Below are 24,362 nucleotides of genomic sequence, written 5' to 3'. Positions count from 1 at the left end.
GAATTCGAAGCAATCATGACCACACCGGCCAGTCAGGCCGCGTGACCGAAACTGTCACCTGATCGTGCAGCAGACCCAACCGCAGCGTTGCCGACTTGCTGGTCTTCCCGCTGATCGGGTCGGTCGAGGACTCGTGCTTGATGTACATGAGCCGCCCCAAGATATTGAGCCACGCGTCGCGCTGGAGCACCCGCTCCCAGAGGTATGACGTGCGTGACCCGTTGGAATTCAGGGGATTCCCGGCGCCGCCCGTTTCGGATCCGCGGTTGAAGGGCAAGAAGTGCGTTTTCTCACCGGCCAACCGAGTGGTCATCCACACCTCGTCGTTAGATACCGCGAAATGCACCAAAGCCCTTGCGCCAGAGGTGAACAACGGCTGTACTATCCCAGATACGGGGTCCTTTGGCAGCCGCGATGTTCGGTACTGGGTGATGGCGTCGGCGACGGTCTGGGTGAAGTCCGTCTTGAGTTCGGCTGTAGCCACCGGTAGTCCGTTGACGAAGAACGCAAGATCTACCGATTGATTGCCAGCGGTTGAGAAGTGCACCTGGCGCATCACCCGCACCCTCACAGCTGCGTAGTCGACGTTGCGCTTGGCGTTCAGCGTGGACTCGGGTTTGAAAACGCACATCTGGAACTTCGCAGCCAGATGCGAGAAGCCCTTACGCAAAAGGTTGAGGGTACCGCCGCCGTTCTCCAACGGCAGGTCGAGAACCTTCACAATCCGGTCGAGAACCTGAGCCTGCTGCTTCGCAACGTCCTTCGAACCCGGCTTGACGACCTTCTCCAACTGGTCGGGCTGGGTGTCCTCCAACCAGCCAAGGACGTCCTCGGGGAAGAGCGCCCGCTCCTTGTCGTAGCCGGTGTCGTCTGGGGAGTACAACCAGCCGTGGGAGGCGAGGTGCTGGGCGATCTCTTTTTCAAACTCAATCTCGTTGTGCTGCGCCATGTTTAGGCCACCTCCGCCCGCAAGACAGTTTGACCGGTCACCGCTGAATCGATTAGAGCGGACCGACGCTCCAGCGCCAGGTCGATGAACCGTTCAGTCTCGGCGATCAGGACATCGATCTTCGCAGTCTGCTCGTCGAGGTAAGCCACGATGCCGTGCTGCTCAGCGACCGGCGGAACAGGAATTCGGAACGAACGGATCTTGTCCTGGTTGATGTTGGGCTGTCCGCCGCCGGCAGCTTCGAGTAACAAGTGGGGCTTGGCGGCGACCAAGCTGTATTGCACGAACTCGGCGATCACCCCCGTGGGGCCCACAAGTGCGCAACAGGCCTGATTCGACGCGGCGTCGACACCCAAGATCGCCATCCGTCCAATGGTCGCTCCGTACATCGCGATTAGTAATGAACCGGCCGGGTGCAGCTTTAATGCCGAGTACCGATCCAGTACCTGCGACGTGACGCCGCGCTCGGTATCGACAATTACTGACTCACGCAATTCGCCAGTAGTGACCCACGGAATCTCGGCGCCCGCTGAGTAAACGATGTCTTCGTTGCTCGGTGTGGTGCCGCTCGCAGTACTGCGGAAGATCCAGGAAAGACGCTGACTGCTCCATCCCTCCCGAACCAACCCATCCCATCCCGTGCCTATCTCGATTACTGACTTCCGTCGCTCCCGCAGTAAGTCGATGAGCCGTTGCTGCTCGTCGATCAGCGTGTCGATGCGGGCCGTCTCCCGGTTCAGGAAGTCCACGATTGCGCGCTGCTCGGGAACTGGCGGCACCACTACCTCTATAGCTGCGGCGTCAGCCTTATAGATAGTTTGATGAGTGGATCCCATGTTAAGGCCCCGCAACTGAGGCGCCATCGATCGAAGCTGGAAGTTCAAGTATTCCGGCAGCAATTCGTCGCCGCATACCCAGTTCCAAAAATCTTGGCTGGTCGCCATCGGGCGCGGCATGATTCCTGTGAAACCTACCGATGCAGTGCGTGAGAGGACTACAGTGCCTGCGGGCAGCAACTCCGCTGCTGAGTTCGCGAGCCCAAGTTCGGAGATTTGGCTCGCCGTTTCGCCGAGATAGGTGCGGCGACCGTCACGTAGCTGCCAGACATCCGCCAGTGTGAACCAGGGAATCGAAGTCTTGTCCCAGTACGCCGACACTGATCGGCTCGGGGTGTGCCCCGTCTTCATCGCAGCGAAGTGCCGGATGTTGCCTCGGCGCCAACCGGCGGGGAGGGCGGTCGCACTCATCCTTCCACCTCGCGCAGCAGGTCAATGATCCTGGCGACCTGTTTCTCAAGCTCTGCGTCGATCTCCGCGAGCGGTCGAGGCGGCACGTACTTGTAGAAATGTCGGGTGAACGGAATCTCGTAGCCCACCTTCGTCTTCGCGACGTCAACCCAGGCGTCGGGAACGTGCGGCAGAACCTCCGCCTCGAAGTAAGCCTTTATAGTCTCCGCGCGAGCCGCATCGCCCGCGGTGTTACCGCCGTAGGTGAACGGAATGTTCTCCGTGTCTCTCAGTTTCGGGTCCGGCTTCGGGTAACCCTTCCGATCCATCGACACCTTGCCCGTCTCGGTCAGCAGCGGCCGCTCCACCGTCACCGCCCAGTACCCGAAATCGTTGGCAGTGAATACCTTCGAATAGTCGGGGTCGGCCTCGTCGAACGCGTCGTAGAGCGCCAGGATCCGGTCTCGCGCGTCACCATTAAGCTCGCGGTTCTTCGAGCCCAGACTCTTGCGCATCTTGGTCCAGAATGATGTCGCGTCGATCAACTGGATCTTGCCAGCGCGCTCAGGACGCTTGGCGTTGTCGAGAATCCAGATGTACGTGGCGATGCCGGTGTTGAAGAACATGTTCGTCGGTAGCGCAACGATCGCCTCGACCAGGTCGGATTCGAGCAGCCACTGTCTGATCAGGGAGGGACCCGACTCTGCTGCTCCGTTGAATAAGGGCGATCCGTTGAGAACGATGCCGGCGCGGCCACCTCCGTCGTGCGCTGGCCGCATCTTCGATGCCAGATGCGACAGGAACAGCATCTGTCCGTCCCCGATTGACGGTAAGCCGTGGGAGAAGCGCGAATTCTGAGCTAGCGCCTCCTTCTTCACAGACTCCTGCGACGACTTCCAATCCACCCCGTACGGCGGTTCCGTACAGGCTTTCAGCGTGTTGCCGCAAAGCCCGACTCCTCATCGTTCCGACGCCCGCAGAGCAGCGGTCTGCGTTCCAAGGACAGGGATCGATCCGTTGGCTGTCGGCCCGCTCGGATAGCGTTTCAAGCATGTGGGTCTACACGCTGATCGGCACCATTCTTGGCGTCCTCGGATTCTTCATCAGCCTCTACAACCTCTGGCGTTCGCATCGGGAGCCGGTTCGGACTCTCCAACGGGATCGTCGGAAGTTCCTCAAGCAGTACTGCGAGGCGCTGTACCACAACACAAAGGCAGGTGAAGCCCAAGTTGCCAGGGGGCGGTGGCCAAGCGAGACAATGATCGATCAGCTGACGGCAGCGAAGGACGGTTTTGAAAAGCTAAGCAAGGAGCTGGTCGTCCCGACATCTGATTACCTGCTGGGTCTTCGTGACCGTGTAGTGACCGTGGAACAGGCAATCGAGTCACACATCATTCCCACCGACGACAGCGCGTTCGATGGGGTCATCCCAGAGGTCGTGCAGACTGCGCTCGCGCAGCTCAACCGAGACCTGGAGAGCACGATGGATGGTTTACGCAGAATCGAGCAGGGAGCCCTCTTGTATAGAAGGCAGTTCAAGGCGCTGGGGCCGGCAACATGAAAGTTCCAAGCGATTCAACGAGTCGCCGGCTGATCCGACTCACATCGATCTCGATGTGCAGCCGGACGCGGACTCTGTTCACTGTGTGCTGCTGAAGGTCTGCAGCACTTTGTGCTGCGCCGCCAGCCGTGCGGATTTCCCGGTCCAGGAGGCGTGTGTGGCATTCAGCGCGGCGTCGATCTCTGCGCAGGCCAGCTCGACATGGGTACGCATGTGCGGGCCCTCCGCGGCTGCGGCGAGAATGCGGTCGATACCGTCGGCGGCGGCATTAAACCGATGTAGGTGCAGATTCGCGATGATCTCGAAGTTGTCGAACATGACCTTCTGATACGCGGTTGGGTTAGCGCCGCGTGTCATCTGAATCAGTGCGAGCGCCTGTAGGTATTGGCCAGTCCTGAGAAACTGATCGATCTGATTGATTTTGTCGATCTCTTGCGGAGCCGGCAGCTGTTGTTGGTTGGCGATGCCAGCCAGCTCCTCGGCTACCGCGCGAGTCTCAGCGGTACCGAATCGGTTAATCGCCTGCGCAGCCTGTACGGCTAACCGGTAGATGATCTCCCCGCGCCGTGGTGCGTCGGTGAAATGCTCAATCTTCGCAATTTCATTGATCGCTTGCCGCGCGAAGCGCAACGCCCGCTGTTCTCCGAGTCCGCCAAGCTCGACGTCAGCAATTGCGTCGCACGCCGCCTTGGCTAAGGCGCACTGCGGATGGATAGTCGGTGTCACGTCGGCGAACTCGTCGAGCGCCTGCTCGATCAGTTCAACCCCGCGCTCATAGTTCCCGCGGGACGAATGGCAATTTGCGACCTCATACCGCAGATACAGGATGGCACAACGAAATACGTATGCATCGTGCTCGTCGGCGTCAGCGGGAATGTTGATGGTGTCGACAAAGTCGAGGATCCACTGAGCATGCACAAGTAACTGCTCGACCGGGAAGAACGCACCCGATGGCCGCAGCGCGATGATCCACCCGTATAGGTGCCCCATGAACAGGGTCACCAAATTCATGACCGATCCGTCGCGAGGTGCGGCCTTCACATGGATCGCGCGAAGGATCTCGTGCACCAGAGGGTGCATGCTGATCGTGTCGCTGGCCGGATTCGCGGACCCAGAAGCGTCTAGATAGGTGCGGCGCCGCGCAATGGTTTGGGTACGCAGGTTCGTCAAGAGGCGATTTCGGACATGGGGATCGGCCTCTACCGGACTCGGCGGCGAAGTCAGATCGAGCGTCGCCACCGTGCTATCGACAGTCTGCAGCACTAAGTTGACCGGTATAAGTTCCGGGGCAAAGAACGCCGAATGATAGATGAGCAGCTGCGTCGCCCGCCTGAAGTTCTCATCGCCACCGGTCTCGGACCCAATCTGCGTTACTGTAAATTGGACCGCCGCGAATGCTGTCCTGTCGAAACCCTCAGGAACCGCTGTTGAGTCCTCGAGGGCCTCGAGACTCTCGAAATACCTATCCGACAACAGCGCGACATCTTCATCGGCGTTGCGAAAGTATGACGCCGCCATAGCGATTGCGAGCGGCACGTGCCCCAGGCGCCGCACGACCCCGGCGACAGCGTCTGCATGTAGACCGGGCTCTATGCCGGCGTATGCCTCAAAGCATGCAGTCGCCTGATCGACGGTAAACGAGCCAACCGGCAAGGGCCGGGCGGTGTGCCACCAGCCCGTGCTGTTGGTCGTTGTGACGATCACGAACCCGCATCCGCTGGAGGGTATGAACGGTTCGATGTCTTGTCGCCGGCGAGCCCCGTCGAACACCACAACGAAAGGGCCGCCGCTGACCGCCAACTCCGCGCGGAAAGCAGCACCGACGTCACTACCGGTGTCGACATCGATACCCATCTGTGCCACGAGATCCTTGATCCGGGCGGCGAGCAGTTCAGGTGAGCGAGAATCGATCCAGCAGACGTGCTCGTAGAGGTGCCGATTGAGATGGCAAAAGTCTGCGGCAATGGTGCTCTTTCCGAACCCGGTCGTCCCAGAGAGTACGGCGACCTGAGGAATCCGCCCGGCGACGGATTGGTTGAAAAGATCTGTAAGAGTGGCTAGTTCATTTGTACGCGCCACGGCTGATGCCAGTCGAGGAACTTCAACGCCCAGCGGCACGCCCCAGTCGAATCGTCGCCTAGCGTGCGCTATCTGGTTATCGGGTAGACACAGCAAGTCGACAATTTCACTAGCCGACCATCTGCGCGAGGACAAATCGGCTGCGGCCTCGAACATGGAGTCGAGCATCATGGCCGTAAGCAAGGCAGCCGATTGTTCGCCTGGGCCGACGGCGTTGTCTCGCCGTATCTGGCGGACAAGGTCCAACACTGATTGCTTGACGTCCTCGACGCGACGATCATCACGCACAATCAGCCTGGCCGGTGTGGACTGGCCGGACGTAATCGACTGCCCAGTAACGGAGTACATCTCACCGTCGCCAGCAATCCGAGTAGGTGAGGCGCAGGCATTCACCAACTTCTTTGCTAGCGGCTTGTTCGTCAAGATGACGGCTTCATGTGCACCAGCACCCATTCGTTTGAATATCGCGGCAGCGTCTGAGTACCTCAGCGGGTTCATCCTTGAAGGCGCACGGGAGGACTTCACCTGGACGCGACGGACAATCTCTTCGCCCGCCGCAATCGCGAAATCGACCACATCATCGTCGGCCACGTCACTGCCGACGAGGTCGGTACGTGTCGGCTCGATTATGACTGCCAACTCGGCAGAGTCCTCGCCGCGCGCAGCGATGAGGCGAAGGATCTCCTCAGCTGTAGCAAGATACTGGCGCCGAAATCCATAGGACGCGACGGCGCCGCCGTCGCTCGTCATCGATATGGCCAATCATCCGGCATACGGACACTCGGCCCAAGGGTTGCCCAGCGCCCCACCTACACTCGCTTCCTTCGACGTTGGCGCGTCGGCTGGGCAGATGTAGCCGTGAGTGCTAAGTACCGGCTGAACAGTGCATCCTGTCGGTCCAGTTCGGTATCGAATTGGTCGGGAGCGTAGGCCTGATCAATTACCGCATCGATGCTCAGATGAGCTTCGACGACATCTTCGGGAATCGCGTCGACCGTGTAAAGGTCGGCCAGCGATGCACCTCCGTGTGCGGCACGAACTGTGAGGAGATGTTGCGCGGCGGCGCATGCGGCTTCGTATTGCGTATCGGAGAGCCGTGGGAGGGGGAAGGTGTAGTAAGTGTAGGTTTTTGAGAACCGTAGGTCGTTACGGATGCGTCCGCCGATTGCTTTCTGCCAGACGATGAACATGCTGGAGGAGATGACGGCAAGGGCAAATCCATCCGGGTCAGGGATGAGGAAATTGGCATTCCCGCAGATCACGTCGGCGTCGAACCGTGCGGCCGGGTAGAAACGGCGTCGCTCGCTTACGTGAGCGGGGACTGCGAGGTACGAAGTGGATGGTTGGGCAATCTGACCAAATAAGTGTGACGGGTGATTGCGCGTACTCGTCGTGGGGCTGTCACTGCCGCTACGGTGCGCCTGCACGGCTGCAAGACGGTCGGTTAGAACTGGGCTGATGGCCAGGTCTTCCGGCGTAGCGTCACGTAGCCAGAGGCACCATCGTTTCCGGTTGTGGATCAGCTCGCCGGCGCCGATAAAGCGCCGCAGATACTTCGCAGCGACGGGGTCCGCGGCCACTACATCATATTCTTCGGTTTCGACCAGGAGGTTTCCTCCGTCGTTGGGCATGCTGCCGAAACTGGCAGCAGGCAACTGCGCGCACAATGGGGTCCGGCGTGAGTCGACGAAAATGGTTGGCCCGTCGAATAAATAGGGGTTGATGTTGGCGGTATCGCGTCTCTCGGGCTGGCCATGACCACCGTCCGGGTATGTCCACAGCACCGGTTGAGGCGAGGTAGCGCGGTCGAATCCGACGATGGACACATGGACCCCGGCGCCCCCGGACGCTTCCGATTCCCACAGCAACGACTTGTAGGCAAAGCGGCATCGCCACCCTGCGTTAAGGATGGGGCGCCAGAGTCGAGCTACCGGCTCGCCCTGGCTGATTGAGCTTGTCGCCACGAACGCCCATCGTCCGTTGATCTTGCCGAAGTATTCGACCGTCTTCACGAACCATGCGGTGACATAGTCGAGATTGATTTGATAATCGTCTCCCCACACGGTTCGCAGGTCATTGGTTTGCTCGGCGCTGCGTTCACCGCGGCCACCGTAAGGCGGGTTGCCTGCGAGGATCACCGCCTCAGAGGTGGTGCACACGTCTTGCCACTGCACTCGAAGTGCATTCCCTACGGTTATGTTCGCCTGGGTCTGAATCGGTAGTCGTTGTGGTGCCTCGCCGAAACGTTCCTTGAGCTTGAGGTCGCATTGTCGGTCCACTAGGAACATCGCGGTTTCCGCGATTCGTGCTGGCCACTCATCGATTTCGATTCCGTAGAAGTGGTCGAGCGTGACCTTCAGTGCGAGGGTTGGGTCGAAGGCAAGCTGGGAGGCTCCAGTCAGTTCCTGCAGCCGTTCCATGATGCGCAGCTCAAGGTCGCGCAGTTCACGGAAGGCAACGATGATGAAGTTTCCGCAGCCACAGGCGGGATCCATGTACCGGATGTCACCAAGTCGTTTCCAAAGCCTTGTGAGAACACCCTTTTCGTCTTTCATGGTTCGGGCCCGGTCGAACTCAGCGCGGAGCTCGTCGAGGAATAGCGGGTTGAGGGTCTTGAGGATGTTTTCCTCGGACGTGTAGTGCTCGCCGAGTTCGCGCCGAGTCTGTGCGTCGCGAACCGATTGGAACATCGATCCGAAGATCGCTGGGCTGATTGTGGACCAGTCGACCACACAGGCATCGAGCACCGCTTCGCGGAAGTCCTTGCTGAGCACCGGCAGTGTGATCTTCTCTCGGAAGAGACCGCCGTTGATATAGGGCAGGACCGCGTCTATTCCACTCGACGCGGCGCCACCGGGCTTGTCGAGGGCTTCAAACAGATCGGTGAGTTGTTCTCCAAGTGTGGATCCGTCTGTGGGGGTCTGCATGTGAATGAACTCAAGGAAGGCGTCGGGTGCCGGTTCCCCCTGCTGGTTCTCCCACATTTCGGTGTCATCGCCGAACATCAAGAACAGAATTCGGGCGAGGATGACAGAGATCTCGTGGTCGCGCTTTGCGGCATCATATGAAGCCGGGTAAGCAGCTTCGAGCGCAGAGTACATGCGTGCCATGAGTTTTGAAGCTCGCTTGCTTTCGTTGCGTGCTTCGACATCGAACGCCTCTCGGACCTTCGTCAGTACGGTATTGGCGTCGAGCACGATATCGATCGGCAAGCGGATGACGTCGAGTCTGGCAGCGAAGTTGGGGTTGGCTCGGCCGTTGCGGTGCCGATGGCTCGTCAGCCTGGTTGATGTCGTGTTGTCCTTGGTGCGACGAGCCGGCCACCGCCAGACCTGCTCGTCGTCGTTGTGGAAGATGACCACTCGGTCTGTGGTCGTCTTCGCGATCAAGCGGTCGAGTTCAGCTTCGATCTTGGAACCGGGCTTGTCGTTGCAAACCCAGACGCGAAGGCCTTTGTAGGACGAGATATTGGTGGCGGTGTAGGTCTGCCCATCTTCGGCGGTGTACCTGATCGGCGGGGAATCTGGCGCACTCCAGTTCAGCTGGTGCAAGAAGAGTTCTTGGTAGAGGTGCTCCTCTACAAGGCTCAATGGGCTGTCGGTCATGCTTCACGTACTCCGATCGAGCAGACTAGTTTGATGTTGTCGGTCTCCGATGACTTGATGACCAGGCGGTCTTCTTCATGGAGCTGGTTGAGTAGGTCAGCGATGTCGTCGACGCTGTAGCGGTTTCGGCGGGCCTGGCTGAGCCGCATTGTTGCGTGCTCGGTGAGCGGCTGTGCGTGTAGCGCGTTAAGCGCGTCAGTTGCCTTCTGGGCGAACAATGTTCCAGCGAGGCGTTCCCACACCCACTTTCGGATTCCTTTGAGATTTCCGGCCGCGATCGCCTCAATCGTGAGGGGCCCGTGGACGAGTGCCGTTTGCCGGTCGAAATGATCGGGCCGGAGTTCCGCTGTCAGCGTGTCGATTTGGGCACGGAAGGTGCGCATCGCTTCCAGTGGCGTGAGTAGTCTCTCTGCGGTTGAGCCGTCGGGGTTCGTGGTCGAAGCAGCGAATGCGTCGACGCCGGACTCCGTACTGACAAAGCACGTGACGCTGCCAGCGTTCTCGTCGATGTATTGCTCGCGGGTACTGTGGACCATGTCTTGCATGCCGAGAACCTTTTTGGCGATCTGCGGGTGTTTGGTCTGTGCGTTGGACCAGACGACCCATGCCTCGCTGACGGCATCGGCCTCGTTGTCGGCTTCGTCAGCATCGTCGCTCACCTTGCCCTTGTAGAAGTCGTCGAGGATCTTGATTTCGGTGTCTCCGCCGAAGAACTGTTCGTCGGCACCGAATGCCTCGGCCGCGGCACCCAGCCGTGCGCGGATGCGCTGTCGGAGGTTGATCTGGGCTTCAACGTTCTCGTGGCTGATGAGGTAGACGAAGACTTGGTCTGACTTCTGGCCGACGCGGTCGACACGGCCGGCACGTTGGATGAGTCGGATGATCGCCCACGGCAGGTCGTAGTTGACGACGATGTGGGAGTCCTGGAGATTTTGGCCTTCGGAGAGCACGTCGGTCGCGACGAGCACGTCGATGGGGTCCGCTGGGTCTACTTCAGGAAGTTCTTCCTGCCCTGGGATCCGGTTGGAGTGCGGTGAGAATCGGCGGGCAATATCGGCGGGGTCGTCGGTGTTTCCTGAGACTACGGCAACCTTTTCCACGGTGGCTTCCTGTAGTGCTTGGGCAACGTATTCGGCAGTATCCACGTACTCGGTGAAAACGAGAACCTTCTCGCCGGGGTGGTCGTTGCGGAGCAGGTCGACCAATGCGTTGATTTTGGAGTCTCGGGTCGAGTCCCAGCTGCCAAACCGATCGAGCATCGTCGTGAGCATCTGGTTGTCGCGTTCGAGATCCTTGCGCAGCGTCGTCTTGAAGACTGTGGAGTTGACCCATTTCGTCTTTGCCGGGAGGTTTTTGCGGAGCTCCTCGTAGCGGCTTGCGAGCGAGCCGTGCGGTGTTGGGTCATCCTCGACGTCTTCATCGCTGACCGCGAACTGCTTGTCGGTGAACGACCCAATGGGGATGGGGAGCTCGTTGTCGATCGCATGCAGGAACAGCTCGTTGCGTGCCCGTTGGCGCTGCAACGACACGATGAACGAGTGCCCGGACGAGGACAACCGCTTGAACAATCCGGTGCGGACAAACCCGCTGACGTTTCCACGCCCGGAGCGAATGTCATCGAGGACCTTCGTGTCTGAGTCTGTGTGCGGTGCGCGTGGGTTGTCGTAGTCGGCTAGCCGGTAGCGTGGCAGCGCCAAAGTGCTCACGGCGTTGAGCGTGTCGTTGTCTTCCATGAGTCTTGCGGGATCGTCGTCGGCGAAGTCGTGGCTAAGCGGGCGGGCGATCCGGGTTGGGAAGTGGAACTTCTCACCGTTCGCAAACTGGAGGTACGGCTGTTGCTCGGTGGTTCCGTCGGGCAGGGTGACAGGTTCTGTCTTCGCCGTTCGCTTGATGAAGCTGCGGGTTCGCCGCACAAGGTGGTCGCTCATCAGCCGGCGCCAGTCCTCTGCGTGGTCGGAGCGTCGGAAGGCGGCGAGTGTGTTGATCTTCCCGTCGACTTTGTCGCGGAGCCCGGGCTCTGCGGCGAGTGCTGCTGTGGGGACGATGCCGAGGTCTTCGTCGTCATCGATATACAGCGCGATCTGGCTGGCGACGTCCTGGAACGCGAGGTTGTAGGGGGTTGCGGTAAGAAGCAACACCTTGGAGCTGTTGCGGCGGATGTACTCGTGGATGGCTTCGTAGGCAATGGTGCTGCTGTTGCGCAGGTTGTGCGACTCATCGCAGATGACCAGATTGAATCGTTTGAGCTCAGGAAGCACTCTGTCGGCCATCGAGTACGGGACCACACGCCCGTTGATCTCATACTTGTCGAGGTGCTTGGTCCACATGAGTTCGAGATTCTTCGGACACAACACCAGCGTCGAATAGTCCTCGGCGGACTGGAGCATCAACGCAGTCGCGATGGCCGTCAGCGTCTTGCCGAGACCAACAACGTCGCCCAGCATAGTTCCGCCTCGGCGAACAATGCGTCGAGCGAGCGTGCGGACTGCACTCTCCTGATAGTCGAGCAGCAGGTTCTGCATCGATGTGGGCAAGACGTAGCCGAGTCCATCCCGGGCATCTTGGGACAGTGCGTGGCAGACCTTGAGATAGACCTCAAATGGGGTGGGCTGTACGCCAGCCGCCCACGATTCGGAGATCAGCTGGATGATCTCAGCGGTGATAGGCAGCGAGAACCGGTCGGTCCACCGTGCTTCGAACCACTCGGCGATCTTGCTGTTGGCGTCGGAGTCTTGGACATCGATGTTCAGCTCTAGATTCGTCGTCAATCCGGCGTGAGTGAGGTTCGACGACCCGACGTAAGCCCATCGTGAGCCGTGGCTCTTTCCCGGGGCGTGAAACAGGTAGGTCTTTCCGTGCAGTGGCTTCTCGGTGAAGACCTTCATCTGCACTGCGCCGTCCTCCAACTGCCGCTTCAGCGCCTGGAGGGTCCGCTGTCCTTCGACGGTGGCCAGCCCACGCATCAGCTGGTTCCGTAGATGCTTAACGAGCTGGTCGCGGCGGGCAAGTGCCTTCTCCCGGTCGTGTATATCTGCCCCGTAGCCCGGGGGCTGAACCTCGCGCTGCAGGCCGTCGAGGATTTCCTGCGAGTCCGCTGGCGCGACCATCCCAATGAGTACCCGAGCAACAGGCTCTGCACCTGTTCGAGCCTTTGTGTCGACGATGTCGGCCATGGTTGACCAACCGCGCAAATCGAGGTAGCCGGTCGCCACGTCGACCGTGTCGAAGTCCTTGAGCGAGACGCGCAGTGCGTCCTTCAAGCGTGTGTCGTCGCTGAGGTTGTCAAAGAGGTTCGGCACTGGTGGTCATGTCCTCGAAGTCTGAGTGATCTGGACGCAAATCCGCCGCAACCCTGTCACTGCTGCAGGCGGTCACTTCACGGCGGGCTATCCCTTCCCTCCTGCCCGCAGCGGAACGATTTTGTCAGTTTGGGTCCGATTCAATCGCAGCTCATGGTTCTCGAGTGCCAGTACGTCAATGATTCGTTCGAGTTGATGGATCGTGGCGGTGAGAGCGGTGACGTTGGCGGTCAGTTCCCTCACCTTCTTCGCGGCGTCAGATTTCTCTTCGCGGAGCACCTGCAGGATCGGCGGCTCCGCGTTGGTGCTGGTGATCCGGGCACGAAACTCGTCCTGGAGGTCGGTGTGCCGGTGCGTAAGCACCCACCGTTTGACACGTGCCTCCTCGGCAAGGGACTTCACGGTGAGCTTGCCGTCGGAGTGCAGTGGTTTGCCGTCGATGAGTCGGTCCATCGCGTCGCGGATCACGCGGCGCACATGCTCGTCAGCGTGATCGGTCATCGCGACTTCCCATTGTTTTGATGTTCGTCGACGATGGCTTGAAGGGCAGTGATGCGTTGTTCGAGCCGGCCGCGTAGTGGTATCGGCGTTGTGGGAGAGTCGATCTCGTCCTGGTACTGCGTGATGGCGTCCCGGATCTGAGCGATGTTCTGGTCAGTTCGGGCGATGTTGCCGCATCCGGGTTGGCAGTGTGAGACATCAGGTGAGCGGTGCTGGCTTGCCGTGACCTGTCGGTCGGGGTGACATAGCGCCTTGGACTGGTCATAGCAGCAGGTGACGAACTGTTGCGGGTTGTCGTAGATGCGTAGTTTGGGGTTGGCGCGGAGTGCGGCCGCCTGCTTGGTGCTCATGTAGCGGCCGCGGAATTGCCTCTCGAACAGGTGGATGGCCTGGGTGTATCGGCCTGCGGCCGGGCCGCTGACCTGTTCACCGTTTTCGAGGCGTTGGTGTGCGTCTTCCAAGTAGTCGGCTCGGGCAAGGGCTTCCTCCATCGGGAAGACATCTCGTAGGCCGCTGGCGACCCGCGACCCGTAGCCGTCGGTGGTGTAGCCGCGCAGGTGTCCGTACTGCACTCCGAGGGCTACTCGGCCGCCTGGTTTGCGGTAGATGAACCAGGCCAGTGTTCGTCTGAACCGCTTGACGGTCACCGATCCCTCCGGATCGGCGGGGATCGCCTCGTACGTACGGCCGAGTCTTGTGGCGGCGTCATTGCTCCAGGCGATCAGGTCCTGGATGCGATCGCCGACCATGCGGGCGTGGACGGCCTTGCCGTTGTTGACCGTGCAGGGCCACAGTGAGAATCCCTCGATCGGGAACAGCAGTCGCGAGGATGGGTTCAGTGCCTCCATCGCCGCGACGGCTTTCGCTACGGGTGCGATGGCCAGCCAGGGTTGTTCTCGTTCGACGCCGGCGGGTATGGCGTTGCCCGACTTATCAAGTGCGCCTTTGAAGGTTCTTCCATGGATGCGGTAGTGGAGTTGCCCGGTGGTGGGGTCGGTGTGGGTTCGGCAGCAGCCGCGCTCCAGTGCGCGGCACTCCTCGCCTCGCATCCCGGTTAGGTAAGCGACGACGACAAACGCGGCGGTGGCCAGGTGGCGGCACAGCTCCTCGACCTCGTAGAAATTGATGGCCGGGATCCAGTCTGTTCCATCGATGGAACCCGTGATCGGCATGGGCAGGTGTGCTTCCTCGCTCAGCGTCAGGCTGCCGACCAGTGGTTGCGTGTTGATGACCTTGGTTTCTTCGGGAGAGAGACCGAGCTGCCAGCCGATGAATCCCTTTGCCAGAGAGCGTATGTGCGGTCTGTTACTGCTCACCCATCCGGGTAAGGTCTGTGATCCGTGGCGCCGCTGCTGGACATAGGCGCGAAACCGTGGATAGGGGTCGAGGATTTGAAGGCTGGGCGGGATACCGCGCGGTGTCGCTTTCAGTGCCTTTGCGGCGAGGATGTCGTCGCTGAAGTCGGTGACGAAACGCAGCGCCCACACGAGTAGGCTAGCCATCGTCTGCGGATGGATGGGTGTGGTCTTGTTTTCGCTCGACCAGTTCGCAGCGCCGAGAACCGAGTTGCGTCCGATAGGGCTGTTCTCCCATGGTGGGCGTACGAGGCGTTCAGCTTCAGCGAGGTAGGGCGCGTAGAGCCAGGCACGGGTGACGGCGAAGAGCATGTTGCCCACGTTCTCGCGTGAGCCGCGGTGTCGTTTGAGGTGCTCGGCATATTCGTCGTAGATGTCGTCGGTGACCGCGCTGAACTCGTGAGCAATGATCAGAACCTGTGGATCCCGGGCGGGCGTGCCTTCCCGGAAGATGATCTGCAAGGAATCCGAATTCTGATCAAGACCAGCGTTGGCGCGCTGGCGGGAAGGCACGCCCGTGCTCACGGTAGTAGACAACAACGACGACTCCAACGAGACCCGCAATGCGGCCGGTGCGGGCCGGTCGTTGCTCGACCAGATCGTCCGCGACGGTGCCCGGCAGATGCTGGCCGCGGCGTTGCAGGCCGAGGTCGCCGACTATGTAGCCCGGTATGCCGGTGAGGTCGACGAACACGGCCACCGACTGGTGGTCCGCAACGGATACCACGCCGAACGTGAGGTCGTGACCTCGGCGGGTGCGGTGGCGGTGAAGGCGCCCCGCGTGAACGACAAGCGGATCGACCCCGATACCGGCGAGCGCAAGCGGTTCTCCTCGGCGATCCTGCCCGCCTGGGCTCGCAAGTCCGAGCAGGTATCGGAGGTGCTGCCGCTGCTGTACCTGCACGGCCTGTCAACCAGTGACTTCGGGCCGGCGCTCGAACAGTTCCTCGGCACCGGCGCCGGACTGTCCGCATCCTCGATCACCCGGCTCACGGCCCAGTGGCAGGACGAGGCGAAGGCCTTCGGCACCAGGGACCTCTCGCAGGTCGACTACGTGTACCTGTGGGTCGACGGCATCCACCTGAAAGTCCGGCTCGAGCAGGAAAAGCTCTGCCTGTTGGTGATGCTCGGGGTGCGGGCGGACGGCCGCAAGGAACTCGTCGCCCTGGCCGACGGCTACCGAGAGTCCACCGAGTCCTGGGCGGACCTGCTGCGGGATTGCCGCCGCCGCGGGATGCGCGCGCCGGCGCTCGCGGTCGGGGACGGAGCTTTGGGATTCTGGCGGGCACTGCGGGAGGTGTTCCCCGCCACCCGCGAACAACGCTGCTGGTTCCACAAACAAGCCAACGTTCTTGCTGCACTCCCGAAATCGGCGCATCCGGGTGCGTTGGCGGCGATGAAGGAGATCATCGGGGCCGAGGACATCGACAAGGCGCAGTTGGCGATCGCAGCGTTCGAACGTGACTACAGCGCGAAGTACCCGAAAGCGGTGAAGAAAATCGTCGATGACGCCGACGTGCTGCTCGAGTACTTCCGGTATCCCGCCGAGCACTGGGTGCATCTACGCACCACGAACCCGATCGAATCGACCTTCGCGACGGTTCGGCTTCGGACCAGGGTGACCAAGGGCCCGGGATCACGGGCGGCGGGCATGGCGATGGCCTACAAGCTGATCGAAGCAGCGCAGTCGCGGTGGCGGGCGGTCAACGCACCACACCTGGTGGCGTTGGTGCGGGCCGGCGCAGTGTTCCACCAGGGCAAGCTCCTCGAACGTCCGGTCGACATCACCCCGGAACCATCGCCCGACACCCCAGTGTCCGAGGTCGCCTGACGACCCTCGATCCACAGGATTTGACTATTTCTCTGAACTCGTGAATGTCCTTCTCTGCCAACCACGTCATCCACTGCCGCAGGAATCGCGCGAAGGTGCACACCGTCACTGGTGCGAGCCGACTGCGCGCGGCGGAAGAGCGTTCCAGATCCTCGACGGGTGTCGGCTTGTTGATGCTCGCCCAGATCAATCGCTTGGCCGTGGCGACGTAGCGTGGCGGGAATGTATCGAAGACGATGCTCAGCGTGCCCGACACGGTCTGTTTCTGCACCAACGGTGTGAGATCCCACCGGTTGTCGCCCACGGTCGAGAGATTTCCTCGCTGTGCTTCAGGCACCCGTTCGATGTCGGCGATCACCGGTTCGGCGTCGTCAAGTTCGAGTTGACCAGTCTGCTGCGGCCACGAGTTGGCTGGCGCGGTGCTCACGCGTCGAGATTCCTTCCGAGGAGCGCAGTGACGACTTCACGGTCAGCGTCGGTGACGTGGCGGCGGGCATCGCCGATCTCGGCCTTGGTCGCGTTCTGGTCGAGAATCGCTTGCAGTCGGGCGTAATGGTCCCGGTAGTCCGTCTCCCACCGGGCCGGCGCGACGAGCGTGGCGACATTATCGAGGGCATCCAGCAGTGTGACCAGGCGCGGTAGATGCGCGGGAGTGATAACGGCGTTCGTGCAGGTAAAGCAGGCGAAGAACGAGGCCGGGCACGGTTCGCCCGCGGTGGCGGCGAACGGGCTGTTCAAGAAGTCGGTGCACGCGGTGGTGGCGGTATCGAGGTGTCCTGCAAGCAGCAGCTTCAGTGTCGGCACCGGGATACCCAGTTGTGTCGCGGCGGTTTTCGGATCTCTGCGGGCCGCAATCACTTCGGCGGCACTCATCGAGCGGATGGCAACCGTGGCCCTGGCGTGGGCGACGGCATCGGCCTGCCCGTCAATGATGGTGTCGGCGGCCCCTTCTGCGGTGGCCGGGTCAGGGCTGCGGTAGGTGTCTTCGCTGACGGATTCGCTGTTCTGCCGGGCATGTTGGTTCAACACCTGCTCGGACAACCGCAACCGTCGCAGACTCACCCGCAACGGTGTGCCGTCGTCTGCCAGCAGGCCGGCATCGGCCATGTAGTGATCGCCGATGCCCGCGGTCAACCATTCCCGCCGGAACGGGCCCTCGTTGGTGAGGTTCTTATGCCGGTGGGCGATGAGCAACTTCTCCGACGGGGTTCCGAGTGCATCGAGTGCGGTGCGGCACGGCTCGGTCAGGCGGACGGCATTCTCCCAGAGCTTCCCGGCCTCGCCGGCGAGGATTTCGGCGCTGTAGCGCTTGGTTCCTCTTCTCGGTTTGTCGGTGTTGACGGTGTACACCGGGTCTTCTGAGGCACCGTCGGATGCCCTGAACGACGTCACGGTGAGGTTGTCCATCACGGAGAGGTTGAACCCTCGTTCGCACACGAGAAGGACCATCAGGCAATAGATTTCCCGGATCGACGGGAACAGCGCCTGCGCCGGACTCGACACGCCAGTCAGGTCGAAGCGGCCCTTCAATACCACACGGTTAGCGAGGTACTGAGAGGGAAGCATCCCGTTTCGCGACAGATATTCCAGGAGCGATCCGGTACTCCACCGTGCCCCGCCGACATTGAACGTGATCCCGTCACCGACATCACCGACCTCGCGGAACCGGTGCAGCTTCTCGGTGTTGGTGCGGATCCTGCGGAGCGCTTGGCGGACCTCACCCTTGGCGGCACTGCGGATCCGCTCGAACTCGTCGCGACTGTAGGAATCATTCTCCGGCAATCGTTTCCGAGGCTTGACCGCCTTCGCGCGCATCGCCTTCCGTGTGGTTTCGGGAAGTCGCGGGGACTCCGACAACACGGTTCGCATGAGGTTCACTTGCCCCGGCCAGCGGGCCTGGCTTTCCTTGACAGTCCGCCACGCCCACCACACCTCGGGCCCGAAATCGGCGACCGAGTGGACCTCAGGAAACTCCGTACCCAGGTAGGTGATCAGTTGCCGCGCGGCGCTCACCGCCGCATCAACGGTCGCCAGTGTGCGCCAACGACCACCGGATTGGGAACCGTTCGCCAGTGCGGTCACCAGGTCGTCGATCAGTTCAGCGGGCCCGTGGACGTCATCGAATGAGAATGTCCGTGTGCGTCCCGCCTCGTCGGTGAAACAGAGCTGCCGAAGCTCAGCGTCTACCGTGCTGGGGCGGGCGTACTTGCCTGCCGGGAGTGCCGCTGCCCTACGGGAAGCCACCGCTCACTGCTCCTCGGTGTCGACGATGCCGGGAGCCGCCGCCGCGATGTGCGTGATGAAATCGGCGATCGATGCGTCCTCGGCGAGGTCGTCATTGAGGAAGAGGTCTACCTGCAGGCCCGACACGGGTTCGAGATAGCAGTTGCGTGTGGTTTCCAGGCTTGCGTGGCCCAGCAGTGTTTGAACCAAAATCCAAGGATCACCGAAGATATGGCGGTACTCGCGCCGTTCGGCAGGGGTGATGCCCATCTTGCGTTCGTGTGCGTAGATCAATGTGACCAACATCCTCAGGGCGAACGAGTGGCGCAGCATATGCGGGTGACAATGGATGTCTACCCCAAGGGTCTGACACCGATCGTTGGCCGTGGAGAAGATCGCCTCCCAGGTGCGGTACGGCAACGGCAAACCGGCTTCGGACAGCCACACCATCCATGGTTCGAGCCCGCGATCAGTGGTGATGTAAAAGTTGAGCCGATCATCCGCGTCGAGACTGTCCAGCGGTACCGTCCCCTTACTGCCGTCCCGGTTGGTGAAGTGGACACGGCGGTGATGGTCCACCGTGTCGACGATCTTGATGTCGGTCAGTGCGTCGTAACGACCTTCAGAACGGGCTCGGTGAACGGCGGCCGCTCGGGTTGAAATACAGTAATTGTCAATGTGTTTCAGTGCTGCGGTACTGATCCAGAAATCACGGCCACGACCTTTCGCGACGGCTTGACTGACTCGGGCTTTCGCGTAGCGCACTTGGTTGTCAGCGTTGGGGAGTTCTCCCAGGACCAGTGTTCCGGCTTCACGCAGTCGCAGCCCGCTCGACCATAGCGCTTCGGCGAAAGCCAGGTTGCGGCCGTCGTTGCGTCCTCTCCAGGTCGCATCCCGTCGCCCGTCGCCGCGGTAGCCGCCGAGGCCGACGTCGCGCCAGCGTTTGTACGCTCGGGGCGTCAGCCACTTCAATTGGACCGAGCGGACAGCACTCGGTTGCAACCGCGTGGAGTCCGAGTCCCCAGTGGAGCTGGATTTGTGCCGGCTGACAGGAGAAACAGCCACGTTGCCCCGCCACTGCTGCCAGTCGTAGAACTTCTTGATTGCCGCCAGATCCCGTGAAAACGTCGCTGCACCAACACGATCCGGGTTCTCCTGGTCGCGTCGCCGCCAGAACTCATAGTCGGCAAGATGCTCGAACGTCGCTGTTTTCCAGTCGATGCCTTGAACGGACAGGAAGGAGAGAAACAGCTGGATGTCCGGAGCGTAGGACTCCTGCGACCCGGCCGCCAACGATTGGAACGCTGCTGACCGGAAGAATTCCAGGACCTCAACGTCCGGTCGACCATCGGCCATCAGGAGGAACGGCTGCCCGGGGCGAATTCCGAGCGCAGCCTCACGCTCGGCTAGGTCCGGGAAGTCTGCAAGGACATCGGACCTCGCGGTGTACGGCCGGCTAGGCTGCCGCGCCCAACACAGCCTCCAGCGGGAGCCGTCGTCGTGTTGTTCCACAGCAACAGAACCTGCCACAACACACCGACATTTTACGGAACGGCGGATTGGACATGCAGAAGTCGAAGGTGCGATCGAAGAAGAAATCGTCGGCCAGTGTGTCGCCGAGCTTGATGTTCCCGACGTCCTGGCCTTTGGCGATCATGTCGGACTTGCAGATCGCGTAGGACTGGTCGTTAATTTCCTGCCCGTACAGCCGCAGCCGCGCACCGGGGTTACGTTCGAGAAGTCGCTCCTCGGCGACGGAGAGCATGCCGCCGGTGCCCGCGGTGGGATCGTAGATAGTCCGCACGGTTCCAGGTTCGAGTAGAGCAACGTTGTCCTCAGCAAACAACAGATCGACCATCAACCGGATCGCGTCACGCGGGGTGTAGTGCTCGCCGGCCTCTTCGTTAGAAGCTTCCGCGAACTTGTAGATGAGGTGCTCGAACAGATCGCCCATTTCAGCGTTGGACACAGAGTTGGGGTGCAGGTCCACCTCGGCGAACTGCGACGTCACGAGGTACAGCCGATTCTTTTCGTCGAGTGTGGCAAGTTCGTTTTCGAACTTGAACCGCTCGAAGACGTCGATGTTGGCCGAGAACTCGGTGATGTAGTCCATCAGGTTGGCGCGCAGACCCTCCGGATCCTTCAGGAGGAGCTTGAAGTCGAAGGGGCTCGTGTTATAGAAGGCGAGGCCAGTTTTGCGCTTCACCTGCACATCCAACGCGCCTCCGGAGTACTTCTCGGCCAACTCACGCACCTCATCACGGGTGGGTTCGAGGATGCAGTCCAGACGCCTCAGGATCGTGAAAGGCAGGATCACCCCGCCGTATTGGTGTGGCTTGTACACACCACGGAGTTGGTCGGCGATACCCCACACGAAGTTGCCCAGCTTGCTCAATTGACTCTCCTTCTGAAACTGCGCTTAACGTGGGTGTCGCACGAGTGTGGCACCCCAGTTCTGACAGAACGCGGGATCACTTGTTGTCGCCCATCGGCGCGTCGTATCGCACGGCGTCGAGGATCGCGGTGGCGGAAGCTGCAGCGGCCTCGGCCACCTCCGCGGCATGTCGAGCAAGTTGCTCGATCTCACGCAAGGCTTCGACTAGGCGTTCCTGATCCGGTAGCGGGACTAGCGGAATTTCGAGGTCCCGCAGGTCAACGCGTTGAATGGACGAACCCTTCTTGAATCGTTCGTTCCAACTGCCGCACAGGCACTGTGCTACGTAGTGCGGTTCGCATTGCTTGTCATCGACCCGCAGCCGATGTACTCCGCTGCCGATGATTCGGCCGCCCTGCTCATCGACCACCGCCCGGACGGCATTCCAGGTCGTCACTAGCACGTCGCCGGCTCGGGTTCGTTCGTCTCGTCCGCCTGCCAGGCTTGGCTGTCCATCGGTCGGCAACTCGTCGAGCAGCGGTAGCCCGTCGCGCACCTCGCTCGGCGTAATCAGCACAGCGGCATCTGCCTCGTCGAGGTCATCCCGCTTGATGCGTCCGTTCTGAATCGAGGCCACACCTAGTTGAACTAGTTCCTTCACGCTCAGGAGCCGCGGTGCTGCCGACGGTCCCTGCGGTACCGGCACTACCGCGCGATCCAACAACGAGGCGAGTGCGTTCTGGAGAACACGCTGCGAGTCGGAGAGACGAGCCGCCACGTCCTTCGGATCTGAGCCAGGAGTTTGTACCCAGCGCCGAGGATCGAGCTGTGCGTCCTCAGCGAGTAAGTCCAACGTTGTGACCACTGCGTACGGCGGCGCGTCGACCGCCGATCCGTTTAGGCAGTCGTCTAGCCACGCAAGGACGTGTGTCTCAGGCCTCTCCGCCGCCGAAGCGTCGATCAGTAAGACGTCAACCGTGTTGGACGGATGATCCGCCTGCCTCAATACCCACAGTGCTACCGGAATAGTAGTGTGCGGCAGCATCTTTGGCGGTAGCAGAATGACGGCTTCGATCCAGCCTGATCGGAGCAGTTCGGCGCGGATCGCGGCGCTGCTGCCACGCGCCGTCAACGGTGCCGTGGATGTGACGACGTATGCACTCCCGTCCGGGTTCAAGTGAGCAATCGCGTGCTGAAGCCAGGCCAACTCAGAGTTGTTCGCGGGCGGTATGCCGAAGGCCCAACGCGGATCCGCGATGTTCTGGGAGCGCGACCAGTCCATACCAAACGGAGGTTCAGCGACAACGGTGTCGGCTCGAAGATCTGGGGCAGGGTCTTCGAGCAGCACGTCGGCACACTCGAACTCAGCATCCAGCTCATGCAGGAAGCTGCGCATGCGAGCAATCCGAATGGCGCGCACATTGATGTCGTGGCCGACCAAGCGGCCACCCCCCGCGCGTTTCGTCCGAGTCCGAACGAGCGCCTCAGCAATCCCGCATGCGGGGTCATAGACGAGGCCCTTGGTCGACGACGCGAGGTTCGAAAGGAGTTCTGATACGCGCGAGTTCACAATCCCGTGTTCGCCGACTCCGTACCCGGCGGCGCGCCCGCGTTCACCGCTTCCGCGTCGGAGCACCTCGTCTGCCGCAATCGCCAAGCGGTCAGGCTCGATCCCGTCAACGGCGCTCACCACGGCCGCGATCGGGAGCGTGTCGAGCCGCCCGTTTGTCTCCCGCTCAACATCATCGAGGGTTGAAAGGATGTCGTCCCACTGCGCGTCGGTCGCAGTGCGCCGCAGTACATCCGCCGTTTGAGACGGACTGGCTGCCGCTATCAGCCTCCAATTCGCGTCGACGGCTTCTAGCGACAGCTTCTTTGCACAACACAGGGCTAGAGCGAGCTCACCCGCTACCGAACCCGATACACGTCCACGCAGGGCGTTCAACGAATGCGAAAGCGCCGCCAGACCGCTGTCGCGTTGTATCTGAATCTCCGGCTTCGTTTCCGCAAGCCAAGCGATGACTTTATCCAGGTCGTACAGCGGCTTGGTCGCTGACTCCGGCGCCGGATCTGGAAATGGCGGATCGCTCGGCCGCTTCCTCCAATTGGTGACTGCTCCTCGCGTGACGCCCGCCAGGTCTGCGATCTCGCTCGGAGTGAGCAGCACCCCTGCCGATTCACCCATCAGGCCACATCCATATTCGACACCGTGGCGACAGAGCGCGGCGAGGGCTGCTCGGGAAGCAGCCGGACCTCTCCGGCAGCGAACTCCAGCCGTCGAGACAAACCGCTGGCGTGCGCAACCACAGTTGTCTTCACTCCCCGCGAAGCGAGTGCAGCAATGGCGTGAGTGAAAGTTCCGTCTCCCGACACCAGTACGACTTCGGTGAAGCGGTCGGCGATGTTTTCGCCGAGCACTTCAAGCAAGGCCAAATCTGCGCCGTTCTGGCCTGGACGCATGACGTACCTGACGCTCTTCCATGCGCAGGCGAGGTCCAGCAATCCAGTTGGACCAACGCCGATGACAACCTGGTCACCAGGCTGCGCCGGAACGCACTCGCCTATGACCGCCTTGGCCCATGAGACGTGATCGCGGACAGCGGATAGGCCACCGACAACATTTTCGATATCGACCAGGACGATTCGGCGCTTACCGGCCTTGCGGCCCTCGGCGTCCTTAAGCGTTTCCGTGAATGGCATGCCATGAGGGTGGCACGCAGTTGCCACATATGTCAAGATTCTATGCGATTCACGGTCTATGTGAACTTTCGAATAGGTGTCGAGGTCTCGGTCGCCCTACCGTTCTTTCTGGTGGTTGTCGCAGCGTGCGTGCTTCTCCGATGCGTTGAGTTGAGGGTCTTTCAACGGGCGACGGCTCCCCCCGGTGTGGCCGCGGCGAAAGCCGCCACGACCCGGTGGCAGCGTCGTTCCAGGCGGCCAGGACCGTCGACTGCTTGTCTGCAGCCACAGGCATGCCGACCCCATTCATCAGGCCGTGGCCTGGGCAACCCTGTCCACCCAGACAAATTGCAAAGGTGACACGCGCACGCACGAGCGGCGTAGCCTCCCGGGACCCTCAACCGCCGTTAGATGTCGTCATCGCGTAAGAGCGTCGGAAATCACGGGGAGGTACCGACGAACCTGCTCCCGGTCGCTGTCTTTCTCCCGTTCAGACAGCCCGACGTATGGTGTCTCGATCTGAGCCTCCCAGCGCGCAGCCAGCTCGGCCGGAATCACTAAGGATCCATCTCGCTGGCGCTCGCAGTGGTCATGGACGTACCGCGAGGAATTGTCAATACCTGTGGATCGGCTTGTTTCAGGCGACCTCCGTTCCAGTTGATTCGGTCGGTGCCGAGTCC

At 61.2% G+C, this 24,362-nt stretch carries 14 protein-coding genes and 2 pseudogenes; 2 read left to right on the top strand and 14 right to left on the bottom strand.

The genetic code is table 11. The features are described from left to right. Positions 1-13: 13 nt before the first annotated feature. The 3 genes and pseudogenes from ACJH6H_RS28295 to ACJH6H_RS28285 form a co-directional block, all read right to left on the bottom strand. The gene (locus ACJH6H_RS28295; protein ID WP_406776265.1) at positions 14-949 is read right to left on the bottom strand and encodes a type I restriction endonuclease; all 936 of its coding nucleotides are present in this window, start codon (positions 947-949) and stop codon (positions 14-16) included. A gap of 2 nt (positions 950-951) precedes the next feature. After that, positions 952-2,196, bottom strand: a complete 1,245-nt coding sequence (locus ACJH6H_RS28290; RefSeq protein ID WP_135357434.1) for a restriction endonuclease subunit S — start codon at positions 2,194-2,196, stop codon at positions 952-954. Further along, positions 2,193-3,098 (bottom strand): annotated as a pseudogene (locus ACJH6H_RS28285) (class I SAM-dependent DNA methyltransferase); the annotation flags it as partial. The gene ACJH6H_RS28290 and the pseudogene ACJH6H_RS28285, both read right to left, overlap by 4 nt. Before the next feature lie 128 nt (positions 3,099-3,226). Between ACJH6H_RS28285 and ACJH6H_RS28280 the strand changes: the two are divergent. Next, the gene (locus tag ACJH6H_RS28280) at positions 3,227-3,736 is read left to right on the top strand and encodes a hypothetical protein (RefSeq protein ID WP_062656854.1); all 510 of its coding nucleotides are present in this window, start codon (positions 3,227-3,229) and stop codon (positions 3,734-3,736) included. A gap of 78 nt (positions 3,737-3,814) precedes the next feature. On the opposite strand, the gene ACJH6H_RS28275 is transcribed toward ACJH6H_RS28280, so the two are convergent. From ACJH6H_RS28275 to ACJH6H_RS28255, 5 genes are all read right to left on the bottom strand, one after another. Next, positions 3,815-6,565: an ATP-binding protein gene (locus ACJH6H_RS28275; protein ID WP_062656853.1), complete on the bottom strand. Its 2,751-nt coding sequence runs from the start codon at positions 6,563-6,565 to the stop codon at positions 3,815-3,817. Positions 6,566-6,624: 59 nt separating this feature from the next. Further along, entirely contained in the window at positions 6,625-9,420 is a 2,796-nt protein-coding gene (locus ACJH6H_RS28270) for a DNA methyltransferase (protein ID WP_062656852.1), read from the bottom strand. Further along, the gene (locus ACJH6H_RS28265) at positions 9,417-12,719 is read right to left on the bottom strand and encodes a helicase-related protein (RefSeq protein WP_062656851.1); all 3,303 of its coding nucleotides are present in this window, start codon (positions 12,717-12,719) and stop codon (positions 9,417-9,419) included. The genes ACJH6H_RS28270 and ACJH6H_RS28265 overlap by 4 nt, the downstream gene beginning before the upstream one ends. Positions 12,720-12,806: 87 nt before the next feature. Continuing rightward, positions 12,807-13,220, bottom strand: coding sequence for a hypothetical protein (locus ACJH6H_RS28260; RefSeq protein WP_062656850.1), 414 nt, complete (start codon positions 13,218-13,220; stop codon positions 12,807-12,809). Further along, positions 13,217-15,100, bottom strand: a complete 1,884-nt coding sequence (locus ACJH6H_RS28255; RefSeq protein WP_406776264.1) for a hypothetical protein — start codon at positions 15,098-15,100, stop codon at positions 13,217-13,219. The genes ACJH6H_RS28260 and ACJH6H_RS28255 overlap by 4 nt, the downstream gene beginning before the upstream one ends. Between ACJH6H_RS28255 and ACJH6H_RS28250 the strand changes: the two genes are divergently transcribed. Further along, entirely contained in the window at positions 15,093-16,406 is a 1,314-nt protein-coding gene (locus tag ACJH6H_RS28250) for an IS256 family transposase (protein WP_019344575.1), read from the top strand. The genes ACJH6H_RS28255 and ACJH6H_RS28250 overlap by 8 nt on opposite strands. On the opposite strand, the gene ACJH6H_RS28245 is transcribed toward ACJH6H_RS28250, so the two are convergent. The 6 genes and pseudogenes from ACJH6H_RS28245 to ACJH6H_RS28220 all read right to left on the bottom strand — a co-directional run bounded on the left by ACJH6H_RS28245 (position 16,360) and on the right by ACJH6H_RS28220 (position 23,703). Further along, positions 16,360-16,764, bottom strand: a complete 405-nt coding sequence (locus tag ACJH6H_RS28245; RefSeq protein WP_406776263.1) for a hypothetical protein — start codon at positions 16,762-16,764, stop codon at positions 16,360-16,362. The two genes, ACJH6H_RS28250 and ACJH6H_RS28245, sit on opposite strands and share 47 nt — an antisense overlap. Positions 16,765-16,829: 65 nt before the next feature. Beyond that, on the bottom strand, positions 16,830-18,650 hold the full coding sequence (locus ACJH6H_RS28240) for a hypothetical protein (protein WP_062656848.1): 1,821 nt from the start codon (positions 18,648-18,650) through the stop codon (positions 16,830-16,832). A 3-nt stretch (positions 18,651-18,653) separates the two neighbouring features. Further along, positions 18,654-20,141 (bottom strand): site-specific integrase, encoded by a 1,488-nt coding sequence (locus tag ACJH6H_RS28235; protein ID WP_234789552.1) that lies wholly within the window; start codon positions 20,139-20,141, stop codon positions 18,654-18,656. Between the two features lie 37 nt (positions 20,142-20,178). Further along, a pseudogene (locus ACJH6H_RS28230) lies at positions 20,179-21,024 on the bottom strand (N-6 DNA methylase); the annotation flags it as partial. 76 nt (positions 21,025-21,100) lie between these two features. Next, on the bottom strand, positions 21,101-23,188 hold the full coding sequence (locus tag ACJH6H_RS28225) for an N-6 DNA methylase (RefSeq protein ID WP_135357884.1): 2,088 nt from the start codon (positions 23,186-23,188) through the stop codon (positions 21,101-21,103). Further along, positions 23,188-23,703, bottom strand: a complete 516-nt coding sequence (locus ACJH6H_RS28220) for an NYN domain-containing protein (RefSeq protein ID WP_135357883.1) — start codon at positions 23,701-23,703, stop codon at positions 23,188-23,190. Before ACJH6H_RS28220 ends, ACJH6H_RS28225 begins: the two co-directional genes overlap by 1 nt. Positions 23,704-24,362: the final 659 nt, after the last annotated feature.

The organism is Mycobacterium sp. SMC-21, from assembly GCF_045310825.1.
GTDB lineage: Bacteria > Actinomycetota > Actinomycetes > Mycobacteriales > Mycobacteriaceae > Mycobacterium.
This window is presented reverse-complemented; position numbering and strand designations above follow the sequence as displayed.